Consider the following 15653-nt stretch of genomic DNA (forward strand, 5'->3'; position numbering starts at 1 on the left):
AGGAAGGGGGAATTAACATCTCAACGGAAATTAGTCAGCTTTTGCAGAATTTTGAGATACCCAGGGTGGTCAGGGTACGCCAGTTTTTCAACAGTGAGGAGCTGGAGGAGCCTGAGAGGGAGCTTAAAAGACTGTTAAAGGAAAAAGAGCTTCCCATTAAGAAGGGAGCAAAAATTGCCATCACCTGCGGCAGCCGTGGAATTGACCGGTACGTGCCGCTGCTTAAAACAATTGTAGCATTTGTAAAGGAAAAGGGCGGGATTCCATTTCTTGTACCATCAATGGGAAGCCATGGCGGAGCAACGGCAGAGGGGCAGGCCCTGGTGCTTGAAAAGTACGGAATTACGGAAGAAACCATAGGCGCTCCGGTCGTTTCCAGCATGGAGGTAAACCAGATTGGAACGACGAGGCAGGGATTGGGCGTTTATATTGACAGGAACGCCTGTGAGGCCGATGGAATTATTCTGTTCAACAGGGTAAAACCCCACACATCCTTCCGCGGCCGTTATGAAAGCGGCCTTGTGAAGATGCTGGCCATAGGACTTGCAAAGCAGAAGGGAGCGGAAGCCACCCATTTTCTCCGGTATGAGAATATGGCCGAAAACATCATAGCCGTGGCCTCGGTCGCCCTGGAAAAGCTCAATGTTATCTGCGGTGTGTCCACCATTGAGAACGGTTATGGGCGTCTGGCCAAGGTGCACGTTTCCCGGAAAGACGAGATTATGGCCGACGAACCGGATTATCTTCAGGATGCATGGAATAAAATGGCCAGACTTGCACTTAATGAGATCGATGTGCTGATTGTAGGAGCGATCGGTAAGGAGATCAGCGGAACCGGGATGGATACCAATATTGTGGGCCGGTTTCACACCAATGCCGCGGGGGGCGGTCCCAGGACAGTAAAGCTGGGCGTACTGAACATAACGGAAAAATCGGAGGGAAACGCCAACGGTATGGGACTGGCCGACTTTATCCCCAGGCATATGTATGAGCAGATTGATTTTGGCAGTACCTATGTCAACACGCTGACGTCTACGGAACCCAACAGCTCCCGGCTTCCGATGGTAGTAGAGGACGACAGGGCCGTTTTCAAAGCCTGCGTCAAGCTCTGCGGAAGAATCAGGAATGAGGAGATTCGTATGGTGATCATCCCTGACACGAAGCATCTGGACGAGATCTATTTATCCGAAGCCGCAATTAATGCAGCCTGCCGTCCGATCCGGGTGGAGAGCGGATTTATGGAGGTTCCTTTTGACAGGGACGGAAACCTGTCGCTGTTTGCGGAAGGCCGTAATTCCGAAGGCTGTAATTCTGAAGGCTGTAATTCTGCCGGATAAAATGGATTTTACACAACATGACTTGGAACCAATGACTTTAGTATATTTTGGAGTAACTATCTGTGAGGAGGTATATGTTATATGGAATTGACTATGAGTTCTGCCATATGGCAGGTAATGGTTGATGCGGCGGTTATGGGAACGCTGCTGCTGATTGGGGAATTTTTGCGGGCTAAGGTAAAATGGTTCCAGAAGGCATTAATTCCGCCTGCCGTCCTGGCCGGTGTTCTGGCTCTTTTACTGGGTCCGAAAAGCCCATGGGAGGCATGCAGGATTCTGCCGCTTTCCAGTTCCTTTGGAACCTATGCCAGCGTTCTGATCGTGCTTGTTTTTGCGGCCACACCCATTGGGGACAGGCCTAAGAAGGGAGCAATGGCCGGATCTAAGATTATGGGAATGTTTTTCAACATTTCCGGTATCGCCGTCCTCCAATACGGGATCGGTATGCTGGTGACAATCACGGTACTGACTAAGCTGTATCCCTCCCTGAATGAAAACTTTGGCCTGATGATGGCCACCGGTTTTTACGGAGGCCACGGAACGGCAGCCGCCGTCGGAAAATCACTGGCTGATCTTGGAGTGGCTGATATGACGGATCTGGGATATACCTGCGCTACAATCGGAATCGTGGGCGGAATTATCACAGGTATTCTAATTATTAACTGGGGTACGCGTAAGGGCTATACCCATTATGTGGAAAATCCCAGTGAACTGCCGGTTGATATGCGGACCGGACTGGTACCGCCGGAAAAACAAAAATCATCTTCCAAAGGAACCGTGGCCTCTATCTGCCTCGATCCGCTGGGATACCATCTGGGCATCGTTCTCTTTGCTTCCTGGCTGGGTTATATGGCCTCTGCCGGGTTTGCAAAATGGACACTGGCAACCTTTAATTATAAAATATCAATCCCGGAATTCTGCCTTTCATTGTTTGCAGGACTGATTATAAATGCGCTTCTCAATAAGAGCGGAGCATATAAATATGTGGATCGCGGCTCCATACAGAGAATTCAGGGAACGGCTACCGATTTCCTGATGATATCGGGTATCGGTTCACTGAATCTGACCGTGGTTATGAACTATGCGGTTCCGCTGATTGTCGTATGTATTCTCGGATTTCTGTCTGTATGGGTATGGTTTATCTGGATTGGCGGAAAATCCTCAGAGGAAGACTGGTTTGAGCGGAATATGATGATGTGGGGCCATGCCACAGGCGTTGCCGCTACCGGTGTATTGCTGCAGCGCATCGTGGATCCGGATTTGAAGAGCCGCGGTATCGAGGATTCCGGTATTTCTGATATATTTAACCGTCCGATTATTATAGGCCTGCAGGTGATTCCCCCAATTTTAATCACCTCAATGGGTACCACGGGTTCTTGGATTGTCACCGGCGCGTGTTTCGCGATTGTGGCTGTGATGTGGCTGCTGGCATGGATGAGCAAGGGATGGGTAGCCGGACGCAAGCTGGAAAAATACAGATAAAATCGATAGTGGTATCGATGTATGAATAATAAGTCACGTTTTACATAAACAGAGGGCTGTCGCAGTGATGCGGCAGCCCATTTTGTACCCCGAGGATTAACCGTTTTGCTGCGGCGGGGCGGCTTCGATTGGAATCTGAATCTCCGTGAGAAACTCTTTTGGGTTGTTTGTCATGGAAATATTGATGATAGAGGTCTCGATGGAGTTGCCGGTCACGGTCAGCCCCTGCTTCTCGATGTAATTCCATAGTTTCCGGTAAGTTTTGGAGATCGTCTGGTAGCCTCCGGTATGGCAGGCGACGATAAACGTTCCGGCAGGAATGGAGGACAGCCGTTTTGCCTCCATGCCGGAAAACGGTTTTACAAAGAAACCGATGGAGTTATAGGTTAGAAAATGATGGTTTTCCAGATTTTCCTGGTGAATTTCAAGCAGGATTTCTCCTTTGTCGTAGGGCGGCCGGTCGTGCAGCGCCTTTATGTAGGAGGAATAGAGGAGCTTGATACAGGCATAGAGATCTTCGCTGGAAAAATTAATATTCATCCTGTACAAATACCGCTCTGGATATTGCCGTACCTCAAATGCGGACGATTTATGTTTTGACAGCTCGATTTTATTGATCAGTTCCTCATTCTGCCGGTTCAACTCATTCAGTTCCGCCAGCTCGGCTTCGATGATGCTGCGGCGCTCCAGGAGCAGCTTTTCCAGGGAGGCGACATTTTTGGCGCTGCTGTGTGCCTTGATCTGCTCCAGGCTGAGCTGCAGTTTTTTCAGCTTACCGATCATATTGAGCTGGAAAAGCTGGTTGTATTCATAGTAACGGTAACCCGTGTTTGTATCGCGGGCGGACGGCCTGCACAGGCCGATGGAATCATAGTAGCGGAGAGCCGATTTAGAAATGTTTAAAAAACGGCTTATCTCGGCTATGGTGTATTTGTCATTCATGGGGATGCATCCTTTCCCGACTGGTTCTCCGTCCGCATTAAAACAGCCGGACGGCTGCAAAACAACATGCTCTAAGAAAGTTATACTATAAAAAGAAAAAACATTCAAGTCAGCTTTAATGTTTGAATGCCTGTAAAATAAGGAAAAATTGAGATAAAATTAGTTTATGGAAGTATTGACATTCAAGTAAGATAACAGGTTACACTTAAGTCAGTTAAGAAAGGAGAGCATATATGGAAAATCGTTTTTTAAATGTCTCCGTCATGCAGCATACGATATCGGCCGACTTAAGTACCAACCTTAAGGTGATTGGAGAATCTGTAGAGAGCCTGATGATGGGATATGTCAGGCCGGAACTGATTGTGGGTGTGGAGTTTGGAATCAGCAAGTCACCTATATCGATAGATGATGAGGCTATCCACTTCCTGGCAGATCTTGCAAAAAAACACCGTGTATACCTGGTTCCGGGGACGTTTGCGGAAAAGTCGGAGGAGCTGGAGGAGGGCGGGGCGTACAATACGTGCCCAGTTTTTGGACCAGACGGCACCATGATTTGCCGGTACAGAAAGAAAGTTCCGTTCCGCCCGGGGGAGATGTCAGTGCCCAGCAATGAGGAGGACTACTGCATTTTCGAAATCCGGGAGAAGGGGATTACGGTAGGGCTTCAGATATGTTATGATCAGTTTTTCCCGGAGATTTCGAGGACTCTGGCCCTGAAGGGCGCGGAACTGATTCTATGTCCGGCGTTAGATCCGATCGAATACCGTCACATTCCGGAAATCCTGCCGAGAGCCAGGGCACTGGAAAATGAACTGTTTTATATCTGGACATGCGGCACGGGGCAGCTTGGGGCATCGACATGCTGCGGAAACTCGGTGATTGTGGATCCGGAAGGACAGATCCTCGCTAAATGTCCCGAGACTCCCGCACTGGTGACAAAGACGTTAGACTTCTCCCAGGTGGAGCTTAAGAGGGAGTACGGGAGGGACCAGCATCTGAATTCGCTCAGATATTTTAATGTACAATATCCGTTTGCCGGCCGGCTCAACGAGGCTCCCGTCTATCAGGGAGCGGGCAGTCTGACGGCGGACAGAAAAGAATATGAGGAAAAGACACGTGGAGTAAGGATGGGAAATTTGTAAGGGGGAAAGAAAATGGAGAGTACAAAAGGGAAAGATAATTCAGCGGTTCTGAAATTTCTCCTTTTTTCAGGAATCGGGGCGTTCATGTTTTTTGTCAATGTAAGAATAGGCGGTGTGTCGGTGATACCGATTCAGCATATCATTAACCTGATTAAGAAGCTGTGCGGGCCTGTCATACCGTATTTTACACTGGTCATGGTCATGGCCGGCGGAATCATGCCGATTATGAACGGAAGCTATAAGAAATCAATGTTCAATTTTGTATTTACAATTATCAAACTGCTTGGTACAGTGATTGGATTTATGGCGGTTTTCAATGTAGGGCCGGCGGAGGTTATGCGTGCCGACATGATCCCGTTTTTATATAACAGTGTAGTTATACCGATCGCCCTGATGATTCCGGTGACCGGAATCGCCTATGTATTGCTTCTGAATTTCGGACTGGTAGAATTTATCAGCGCATTCATGCAGCCAATCATGAGAAAAATATGGAAAACGCCGGGGGAGAGCGCCATTGATGCGGTTGTATCATTCTCAGGCGGTTACGCCCTGGCGGTGCTTTTGACAAACGATCTGTACAAAAAAGGCGTGTACAGCGCAAAAGAGAGTGTGATTATAGCTACCGGATTTTCAACGGTATCCATCTCATTCCTGATCGTGATTGCAAATACTCTTGGTTTTATGGAGCACTGGACCCTGTATTTCTTTGCCTGCTTTTTTGTAACATTCCTTGTGACCGCTCTTACGGCCCGTATTTATCCGATATCAAAGATTCCGAACGAGTATTACGGGAAAAAGGCGGAAAGTACAATGGATTACAGCGAACCGCTTCTGAAACGCGCCTATCATGCGGGCGTGAAACAGGCCCGGGAGGCAAAACCATTATCCTACTATCTGAAAGATTACTATATGGGAGACGCTATCAAGATGTCTTCTTCCGTTACGGCCAGTATCCTGGTAATCGGCCTGCTCGGCATGCTGATCGCGGAATATACGCCTCTCTTTGATGTAGTCGGATATCTTTTTTACCCGGTAACGTGGCTTCTGCACCTGCCGGAACCGATGCTGGCCGCAAAGGCGGCAGCCATCGAGATTGCGGAGATGTTCCTGCCGTCCATGCTTGTGGTGGAGAGCGCAATGGTGACGAAGTTTACGATTGCAGTGACGAGTGTATCGGCCATTTTGTTTTTTTCGGCCTCCATTCCCTGTCTGCTGTCTACGGATATTCCGATTAAGATGAAGGATATCTTCCTGATTTGGTTTGAGAGGACGGTTCTGTCACTGATTATGGCTGCGGCCATCGGTTTTATTTTCTTCTGAGGCGGCAGATAAGATGAAGAAGGAAAATGTATCATATTTTCAGGGTGTTGTTCTGGTGCTTCTGTCTGCACTGATGTTCGGGGTTACGCCGGTCATAGGGAAGCTCAGTTATGAAAATGGATGTAACCCGGTCATGCTGGCATTTTTAAGAAGTTTTTTTACCATCCCGTTTCTTGCAATGATTATGAAAATGCGGAATATCTCTTTTGCCATCAGCAGGAAAGAGGCTGTGTCGGCCGCCGTGGCGGGGGTGTTCGGAACCACCCTCACGGCGCTGACGCTCTATCTGTCCTACACTTACATCCCGGTCGGGACGGCAACGACGCTCCACTTTCTCTATCCCGCCTTTGTCATGGCGGCAAGTATCATTTTCTTCCGGGAGCGGATGACGGGATACAAGGCGGTTTCCCTCCTCCTGTCTCTCTGCGGCGTGGTAACGTTTGCCGGAAAAGGAGGAGCGGGCACGGGGATTGTTCTTGCCCTGGTTTCAGCCGTGTCCTATGCATTTTATACGGTATATCTGGACAGGAGCGTCCTGAAACAAATGGACAGCCTGAAAGTGAATTTTTACACTTCTCTGTTCATGTCGGCGGCGATGTTTGCCGCGGGTATCGTGAGCGGGCAGTTCACCCTCGGCCTGACACCAGCCGGATGGCTGTGCAGCCTGGCGGTGTCCATCCTCGCCTCCGTAATCGGAGTGACCTGTTTTCAGGCCGGAGTAAGGCGGATCGGAGCGGTCAGCACCGGGATGTACAGCCTGCTGGAACCGGTCAGCAGCCTGGCGGCAGGGGCCTTGTTTCTGGGAGAGCGGGTGCCCCCGGCCAGTATACTGGGGTGCTGTTTTATCCTGGCATCCCTGACCATCTACGGGCGGTACTGTACCGGGACGGTCAATGGCGGGAGAGGACGGAACGAAAAAGGGATTTCCGTAAAGAATGCGTTTCAAAGGCCGTAGCGGCTTTTGGGACGCATTCTGCGATCCGGGTGACATTTATTGTCTCTTGCCAAGCCGCGGCGCGGGCAGTATAATTAGGGGCAAAATGCATTAAGGACAAAACCGGTTGAAAACGGAGGAGCGTAAAAAAATGAATAACAGAGACAGACGGGGAAGGCGTGAGGAAGACCTGAATCGATCAGGCCGGTTTAACACAACATGGCTGCTGGCCGGAATTCTTGCCGTTCTTTTGGCTGCGGCCGCTGTAATCTATATGAATCAAACCAGCCGTACGGCTGATCCGACAAATGGAGCGGGAAGTGAGCACAGCGGGAACCTGAACGGTGGAGAACCGGGGAATGGGGATGCGGGAGTGACCGGGTCAGCGCCTTCGCTGCCCTCGGGTTCCGGGGAAAACGGTACGGAAACAGAGGCTGAAACGGAACCAGTAACAGAACCGGTAACGGAACCAGAAACCGAGGAAACGACGGAGGCCGCTCCGGTGCAGCTTGAGAGCTTAAGCGGACTGGCGCCGGGGACAATTCTTGAGCCGGAGCAGATTAATTTCGACGATCTCAGCCGGTATTTCATGAGCTGGAAGATCGAGGAGGGCGACAACCTGTATGACAGGATTAACGGGAGATCCTACCGCTCCAATAATCACGTTCCGCTTAGTTCTCTGCGCTATCTGAAGATGCCCCACTATAATTTCAAGGGTCAGATTCAGGTGGGGGAGATGATTGTCAACAAGGATATCCAGGAGGATGTCTTCAGTATCTTTACGGAGCTGTTTCAGGCGAAGTACCAGATCCAGTCCATGTATCTGGTAGACAATTACTGGACCGGAGATGCCGAGACGTCTGATTCGGCCTCCATTGATGAGAACAATACGTCGGCCTTCTGCTACAGGGAGATTTCCGGAGGAGGCAATTTGTCCAACCACGCCTACGGCCGGGCGATCGACCTGAATCCGCAGCAGAACCCGTATGTTTCCTACTCATCCGGGACGCCGAGATGGTCGCATTCCAATGCAAACGATTATATAGCCAGGGATACGGGGCTGCCCCATGTGATTACCCATGAGGATTTGGCCTACAAGCTGTTTACAAAGCGTGGTTTCCGCTGGGGCGGAGACTGGAATACGCCGAAGGACTACCAGCATTTTGACAAGAATAACAAGTAACTTAAAAAGGGCATCAGGGCATTCACAGTCAAATGCAGCCCGCCGGGCTGTGATATTCTGTGTATACAGGAGGTGCTTATAAATGCATGCATGGGAACAGATACAACTGACAATCGAATTTATTGAAGAACATCTGGGAGAGGAGATCAGTATCAGGGAGCTGGCGGATCTTGCCTGCCTGTCACCGTTTTATTATCAGAGGCTGTTTGGCCGCCTGGTAAAAAAGCCGGTGGCCGAATATATCAGGCTGAGGAGGATGGCAAAGGCCATGGATGCCCTTCTTCAGAAAGACAGACGCATTCTGGATATTGCAGTGGAACTGGGATTTTCCTCACACGAACATTTTACACGGACCTTTAAATCCACCTTTGGCATGACACCCGAGGAGTACAGGAGTAATCCCGGTCCGCTCAACCGGATGACCAAACCGGAGCTGATGCTCAAATATACCCTGGTCGATGAGGGGGTTCCGCTGATTACGGATGGAATTGTCCTGGAAATCGACCGGAGACAGGTGAAAGAGCCGGTGGTCTACACCGGACTGGAGAAAAAAATGCCTGTCCGGTTTATGTACGGCCTGGGAACAGAGTCCGGAGTGGATCCGCTGGACACATTATGGAGAGACTTCCATGACGGGAAAGCGGCAGCGGGCGGAATGTTCAGTGAGGAGGAACTGGGCGTCGCTTACCCATGTGACGAAAAAGATTTTTTCCTCTATTTTGCAGGGGCCAGGGCAAGTACGGATATGACTTCTTCCGGCTATAAAGAGTGGGAACTGCCGAAGGGAGAGTATATTGTCTGCGCCTTTGAGGCAGAAAACTTTGAAGCTCTTGTCATGGATGTTCTGTACAAGGCGGAACAATATCTGTATAATGTGTGGCTCCCACGCCATAATCTAACGACGGAACCGTTCTGTGCGGAACGGTATGCCAGCCACAGCCCGGAGACCAAAAAAATGGAAGTGTGGCTGAAGGCGGTAAAACAGGATTAAATAGAACGTTTGCCAGGCAACTAAAAAATGGAGAGGACTGCTCCGGTAAAGAGCGGTCCCCTCCATTTTTTAAGATCTCCGGTCAGGGAGTTCCCTTTCCCGGAGATAGATTATAATTTCAAAAGAAAAAATTATATCTGAATCAGATTATGTTCCACTCCCGCTTCCTTCAGAATCCGTGCTTCCCTCTTATGGCAGGTGAAGATAATAATCTGTCCGTCGTAGGCCCGGGACAGCCAGGTCAGGGCGGTGCGCAGCCTGTCGTCATCGTAGAGTACGAAGCTGTCGTCAAAGACGAGGGGCATTCTGTCGTCCCCATTCTGGATAAACTTGGCGGCAGCCAGCCGGAGCGCCAGATAAATCTGGTCTGCGGTTCCGCTGCTGACCTGTTCCAGGGGAATCAGCTTTTTCTTTGTATTCAGGAATGCGTTCAGGTTTTCGTCAATACTGATGCTGGTATAGATTCCGCCGGTGATTTCACTGATAAGCTCCGAAGTGGTCTTATTCAAATAGAGTCCGAAGGAATCGCGGATGGACATGGAAAGCTCCTGCATCGTTTCCTGGGCCAGATCGATTGCGGCGATGTCCTGGCGCAGCCTGTCGTTCTCCGTGATTATCCTTTTAAGAGCGGCTGCCCGGTCTTTGCAGTCGGTCAGGTGCTCCAGCTTCTTCTCCAGTTCCCACTGGATGCGCTGCTGCTGTTCAATGACCTCGCTGCAGTTATTCTGCTGTTCGCGCAGGGCGGAAATTTTTTCGGTCTGCAGCTTCAGGGTCTCTTCCGATTTCTTCATCATCTGGCAGAGCCTTGTAAACTCGGAAAGGCGGGTGCGTAACGCCTCCATGGCCTCGGCCGTGATGGAACTGTCACCCAGGTGGCGCTTGAAAATCTCCGACAGGGTGGCCGTGCAGAGTTTGGCCTCCTTGATATGGCGCTTTCTGCGGAACAGCGTGAACAGGCCTCCTGCAAGTGAGAGTACCGCGCCGGCTCCCAGGGCCAGACCGGCAGTATAAGGATCGACGCCGGCCGGCAGGACCGGCAGCAGGGTATTATACGGATAAAAATACCAGTATAGGAAGTATACAGAGCCTATGGCCAGTGCTGCGGCTAAAACACAGAGCAGGACTGGAAGCGTTTTCCCGGATTTGCTCTCGGCAACTTCCTTTGATTCCGTGTAATAGCTGTAAATCTCCTCCGCATTATTCAGATAGGTGGCGATGGAGGCCTCATCCGAGAACTCATAATCGTCCAGCATCTGGCGTCCGCGGAGAACCTTATCGGCCAGTTCATCCTTTTCATGCTGGTTTAATTCGATCTCCTCCTTGACGGAATCACGCTTTTTCACATATTCCTGCATCTGATTTTCGTATTCGGGGGAGGAAATTTCTTTTTCAATGTTCCTTATCTCGCTTAAGAGCATCGTGTAGGTTCTGGCGGCCTCCGGGCTCAACTGGGTTTCCAGCTGTTTCTTCTGCCCCTTTAAATAGGAGGTTGCCTTTGTGATATTCAGAGCCATATTGCCGGAGGTGTTCATGTTGGCAATATAGTTTTTAAGTTCGGAAATCATTCCGTCCTCGGTGGCGCTTTTGAGCTGGCTGATGCTGATGGTGTTATTGTAGGCCGTCTCGCTTAAGCCTCCCAGCAGCTCGTCCATAAAGGCCCTGGTCGGTTCCACCTCTTTGCCCAGGGTTTCGTTGATAATGATAAACTCTTTTTTATTCTTCTGAAAACTCCGTTCAATGCGGTAAATGATGCCGTCGGATTCCAGGCGGAGCTGGCCCTCATAGGTGCCGCTGTTCTCCCATGGTTCATATTTGCTGTAAATGTCCGTCCTTGCGGCTCTGCCTCTCTGGCGCTCAATGCCGAAGAGCATTCCGCGGATAAAGGTGTGTATCGTGGACTTGCCGGCTTCATTTTTGCCATAGACGATATTGAGGCCATCCTCAAAGGAGACAGACGTATTATGAAATTTACCAAATCCGCTTATGTATAAATCCAGAAAACGCACGTTGTCAACTCCTTTCATCGGTGGTGAGAAGAAGGGCATGGATTCCGTAAAACAGCGCCTTTTTTTCTACCGGGCTCATATCCGGCTTCTGAAGCGCACGGATGTAAAAACCTATCATATCGCTGGGATGCTCTGCAAACAGCGCACTGAAATCATATTCGGGTTCCGACTCGTCCAGAATGTCAGATATTTTGTAGCGCAGCAGCAGGGAATCCAGATCAAAGGTAATGTCGGGATCCCTCATGCCGCGCACGCGGAAACGGTAAATATTGTCCGTGCCGCGCTTGTCGATCTCGTGGGACATTTTAAGACAGAGTTCGGTGTTGGTGGTGGCCGGGGTTACATTGACAATCAGAGGGATGTAGCGCAGCTTGGCCATCGGGATGAATTCCAGTTTCGTAACCTGGAGACTGGAAGGATTGATTTCTCCGTAATAAATGCCGTGGACTCCCGTCTCCGTCTTGTCTAATGGTTCGGGAGACCCGCAGTAGGCCATCTTCCGGTCGATCAGGACTTCCGGTTTATGGATATGGCCCAGGGCGATATAGGAAAAACCGGAATCGGCCAGGGCGGCCCTGTCTATCGGAGTATGGTTTAAATCGCCGCCATGTCCGACCAGGATATGGATCCTTCCGTCATGGGGGGCGTAGGCCTGATTCAGCTTAGCCTCCGTAATCTCGGCGGTGTGGTAGCTGAAACCGGTCACCTCGGTGTTAATGTCGCGGAAATAATAGCTTGTCAGTTCCTCACTGTCGATAAATGTTACATTGGGGCACCAGGAAAAGCTCAGTACGGCGGAGCTGTTTCGAATCCTGTCATGATTTCCTGCGATAATAATGACCCGGACGCCGGGGATGGTGGAGAAGAGGTAATTGACCTCCTTCAGATCCTTCTGCAGCGGCTGTCGGTGAAACAAATCTCCTGCAATGAACAGGAAATCGGCCCCCACTTTTCTCGTCTTTTCGATAATCGCAGAAAAGGTGTCCCTGATATCGCGGGCACGCTCCCTGCTCCAGGATTTGTCACTGTCCGGGGACATGCCCCAGTGTACATCGCCGGTATGAATGAATTTCACGTTATTCCCCTTTCCTTTCAAGTACTTTGCATGTAACGCTTATGGTAACCCAATACCAGAGAGAGCTGCCGCAAAGGTTATTTGCGGCAGCTCCATCGTTAAAGATCGCAGTTGTTAACCGTTCTTGGGAATGGAATAATGTCACGGATGTTGGAGATGCCGGTCAGGTACATAACGCAGCGCTCAAATCCGAGGCCGAAACCGGAATGTCTTGTGGAGCCGTATTTTCTCAGATCCAGATAGAATCCGTAATCTTCTTTCTTGAGGCCCAGTTCTTCCATTCTGGCTACCAGTTTATCGTAATCGTCTTCCCTCTGGCTTCCGCCGATGATCTCGCCGATTCCCGGTACGAGGCAGTCCATGGCGGCTACCGTCTTGTTGTCCTCGTTCATCTTCATATAGAAGGCCTTGATCTCCTTCGGATAATCTGTGACGAATACCGGTTTCTGGTAAATCTTCTCTGTCAGGTAACGCTCGTGCTCGGTCTGTAAATCGCAGCCCCAGAACACCTTGTAGTCAAATTCATCATTGTGCTCTTCCAGAATCTTTACTGCCTCGGTATAGGTTACATGTCCGAATTCAGAATTCAGCACATGGTTCAGTCTGTCAAGCAGCCCCTTATCGATGAACTGGTTGAAGAAGTTCATCTCCTCCGGCGCATGTTCCAGCACGTAGCGGATCACATATTTTAACATGCTCTCGGCCAGGGCCATATTGTCATTCAGGTCGGCAAATGCCATCTCCGGCTCGATCATCCAGAATTCCGCAGCATGGCGGGTCGTGTTGGAGTTCTCGGCACGGAAAGTAGGGCCGAAGGTGTATACGTTGCGGAATGCCATTGCATATGTCTCGGCATTCAACTGACCGCTTACAGTCAGGTTGGTCGGTTTATTGAAGAAGTCCTGGGAGAAATCAACGGCTCCCTCCGGTGTCTTCGGGATATCGTTCAGATCAAGGGTGGTTACCTGGAACATCTCACCGGCTCCCTCACAGTCGCTTCCCGTGATAAGTGGAGTGTGGACATAGACGAAGTCGCGGTCCTGGAAGTACTGATGGATCGCATAGGCAGCCAGCGAGCGCACGCGGAACACGGCCTGGAAGGTATTGGTTCTGGGGCGCAGATGGGAGATACTTCTTAAATATTCAAGCGTATGGCGTTTCTTCTGAAGCGGATAGTCCGATGCAGACTGGCCTTCCACAAGGATTTCCGTTGCCTGGATTTCAAATGGCTGTTTGGCCTCCGGTGTGGCAACCAGAGTACCTTTTACAATGATGGCAGCGCCGACATTCAGTTTGGAGATCTCAACAAAATTCTCCATTGTATCATGATAAACGACCTGAAGCGTCTCAAAGTAGCTTCCGTCACTTACTACGATGAAACCAAAGGCCTTGGATCCCCTGACACTTCTGACCCAGCCTCCGATCTGGATTTCCTTGTCCAGATAAGACTCGCTTGAACGGTAGATTTCTCTTACGGTTACTAAATTCATAATGTTACTCCTTCATTTATATAGCTTTTTGGCATTTTCGTATCAATGTTGTCATTATACTTTATTTCTGCAGTGGTTTCAAGGGGGTACTGTCTTTAGTTGAGATGTGAGGACGCCTCTGTAGGATGGCGGACGGGGTGGTGGGAGGTGTATATGAGTCTTCAGTCCCGGTTTTTAGATTGTCGTGAGGGGGAATCCAGGAGAAAAAATTCCTACGGGGACTCGCTCCCGCTTGTGGAATGCGCAGCGGATGCTAAGACGTCAAAGAACGCCGTCTAAGCACCGGCGGATTCCAAGGCCCCCTTCGGAAAGTTTTCTCCTTCCTTCCCCGGGCAGGTGGTCGGCGGGACTGAAGACTCAGGGAAGGTATTGCCCCGTCCGCCGGCTTCAGAAGCTGATTGTCTCTTTAGTCAAATGCGGAGGCGCTATTCATCAAAACTAATACTTAATTCCAGCAAAACACTCTAAAACCTCACAGGAGCCAGTCATCCGGAATTCAAAGGAACGTAGTGGCTGCGACAATACCCTTCCCACTTGAAGGAATAGAACAAATCAGCGGCCGCAGGCCGGGGCGGAATGGCGATAACCCCGGATTCCCCACCAGCGACAACCTTTACACCGGGACTGAAGACTCATATACAACCTCTCACCATCCCGCCCCCCGGCTGTCCCGGCGCGTTCTCATTACTCATCTAGAGTTCCCCTTAAATAATTTTCCCGCACCGCCCGTACGGACATCTCCTCAAAAGCCCGGATATAAAGCGGTTTTTCAATATAGTTCAGTGAAATCAAATCAATTCGGAGGAATTTCTTGAAATTTTTAACAGGAAGAATGTGGATATATTCCTCTTTACTGCAGTTTATATTATGGCTGTTAATCCGGGACAATAACATGTAGGGAGCGATTCCGGCGCCCACGCCTTTGGCGCACAGGGAAATCTGGGTGTCCGTGTCACTGATCTGGTAAGGGGAATAGAGATCAATATGGCACTGATCCAGGTATTCCTGCAGGGCGGAGTTGATGACGCCAGTGGAATAGCTCTTGATAAACGGGATATCGGTAAACTGGTGCAGATCGATCTCGGATGACAGAAAGCTCCCGGACTGATCGCCGAAACGGCGTTTCAGCAGTCCGTCTGAAATCATAAAGCAAAGCTCATCTTCACACAGCGGGGTAATGGCAAAATCTTCGGCGTAGGGGGTATTGACGCCCATAAACAAATCCACATTGCCCTTCCTGAGATTTTCAGCCAGGACTACGGTGTCATTCATGAAAAAACGGATCTCCACGTCCGGAAAAGCACGGGAGTATTCCGGCATGACCCAGGGCAGGAAGATTTGGGCGCGGGACGCGCTGATTCCCATGGTAAAGCTGCCCTTCATCCCGCTGGCACGCTTGGCCAGGCTCTCCTGCAGGCTGCTCTCGATGGCCTGGATTTTCTGAAGGGAGTGGAGCATCGACAGTCCGGCTTCGGTGAGCTGGAAGCGGGGTTTCCTCGTAAACAGCTTCACTCCGTAATTCTGTTCCATCCGCTTGATGTGATCGCTGACGCACTGCTGTGAGACAAAGGCGCGCTGCGCTGCGCGGCTGATACTCATTTCTTCGGCAACTAATAAAAAGATCTCCTGATTTGACTGCAAGGCGTTCTCCTTTCTACAATTATGCCCATTGTTTAAGGTGTCCGGAGCGTGTAACGCAAGTTCCGGTGGATAAGGGCGCTGTATGCCCTGAAGCTTACGGTACTCTGCCC

At 50.2% G+C, this 15653-nt stretch carries 13 protein-coding genes; 8 read left to right on the forward strand and 5 right to left on the reverse strand.

Annotated features, from left to right (window positions below; translation table 11 throughout):
* Window positions 1–41: 41 nt before the first annotated feature.
* The gene (locus V3C10_01275) at window positions 42–1337 is read left to right on the forward strand and encodes a lactate racemase domain-containing protein (GenBank protein ID WVP62489.1); all 1296 of its coding nucleotides are present in this window, start codon (window positions 42–44) and stop codon (window positions 1335–1337) included.
* Between the two features lie 81 nt (window positions 1338–1418).
* Window positions 1419–2819: a sodium/glutamate symporter gene (locus tag V3C10_01280; GenBank protein ID WVP62490.1), complete on the forward strand. Its 1401-nt coding sequence runs from the start codon at window positions 1419–1421 to the stop codon at window positions 2817–2819.
* 96 nt (window positions 2820–2915) lie between these two features.
* Here the strand turns inward: V3C10_01280 and V3C10_01285 are convergent, their stop codons facing one another.
* Window positions 2916–3761, reverse strand: a complete 846-nt coding sequence (locus V3C10_01285) for a MerR family transcriptional regulator (protein ID WVP62491.1) — start codon at window positions 3759–3761, stop codon at window positions 2916–2918.
* Between the two features lie 233 nt (window positions 3762–3994).
* On the opposite strand from V3C10_01285, the gene V3C10_01290 reads away from it, so the two are divergent.
* From V3C10_01290 to V3C10_01310, 5 genes are all read left to right on the forward strand, one after another.
* Entirely contained in the window at window positions 3995–4903 is a 909-nt protein-coding gene (locus V3C10_01290) for a carbon-nitrogen hydrolase family protein (protein WVP62492.1), read from the forward strand.
* A gap of 12 nt (window positions 4904–4915) precedes the next feature.
* Entirely contained in the window at window positions 4916–6223 is a 1308-nt protein-coding gene (locus V3C10_01295; protein ID WVP62493.1) for a YjiH family protein, read from the forward strand.
* A gap of 13 nt (window positions 6224–6236) precedes the next feature.
* The gene (locus V3C10_01300; GenBank protein ID WVP62494.1) at window positions 6237–7178 is read left to right on the forward strand and encodes a DMT family transporter; all 942 of its coding nucleotides are present in this window, start codon (window positions 6237–6239) and stop codon (window positions 7176–7178) included.
* A 130-nt stretch (window positions 7179–7308) separates the two neighbouring features.
* Window positions 7309–8340 carry a M15 family metallopeptidase gene (locus V3C10_01305; protein ID WVP62495.1) on the forward strand — a complete coding sequence of 344 codons (1032 nt, stop codon included), beginning with the start codon at window positions 7309–7311 and terminating at the stop codon, window positions 8338–8340.
* Window positions 8341–8422: 82 nt separating this feature from the next.
* Complete coding sequence (locus V3C10_01310; protein ID WVP62496.1) at window positions 8423–9331, forward strand: helix-turn-helix domain-containing protein; 909 nt, start codon at window positions 8423–8425, stop codon at window positions 9329–9331.
* Between the two features lie 131 nt (window positions 9332–9462).
* On the opposite strand, the gene V3C10_01315 is transcribed toward V3C10_01310, so the two are convergent.
* The 3 genes from V3C10_01315 to asnS all read right to left on the reverse strand — a co-directional run bounded on the left by V3C10_01315 (window position 9463) and on the right by asnS (window position 13902).
* Entirely contained in the window at window positions 9463–11337 is a 1875-nt protein-coding gene (locus tag V3C10_01315; protein WVP62497.1) for an AAA family ATPase, read from the reverse strand.
* A 4-nt stretch (window positions 11338–11341) separates the two neighbouring features.
* Complete coding sequence (locus V3C10_01320) at window positions 11342–12412, reverse strand: metallophosphoesterase (GenBank protein WVP62498.1); 1071 nt, start codon at window positions 12410–12412, stop codon at window positions 11342–11344.
* A gap of 98 nt (window positions 12413–12510) precedes the next feature.
* A complete protein-coding gene (gene asnS, locus V3C10_01325) occupies window positions 12511–13902 on the reverse strand; it encodes an asparagine--tRNA ligase (GenBank protein WVP62499.1) in 1392 nt (463 codons plus the stop codon).
* Window positions 13903–14055: 153 nt separating this feature from the next.
* Between asnS and V3C10_01330 the strand changes: the two genes are divergently transcribed.
* Complete coding sequence (locus V3C10_01330) at window positions 14056–14181, forward strand: hypothetical protein (GenBank protein WVP62500.1); 126 nt, start codon at window positions 14056–14058, stop codon at window positions 14179–14181.
* A gap of 405 nt (window positions 14182–14586) precedes the next feature.
* Here V3C10_01330 and V3C10_01335 read toward each other — a convergent pair whose 3' ends face one another.
* Entirely contained in the window at window positions 14587–15543 is a 957-nt protein-coding gene (locus tag V3C10_01335) for a LysR family transcriptional regulator (protein ID WVP62501.1), read from the reverse strand.
* Window positions 15544–15653 lie beyond the last annotated feature (110 nt).

Origin of the sequence: [Clostridium] symbiosum (assembly GCA_036419695.1) — a bacterium.
In the GTDB taxonomy this organism is placed as follows: Bacteria; Bacillota; Clostridia; order Lachnospirales; family Lachnospiraceae; genus Otoolea; species Otoolea symbiosa_A.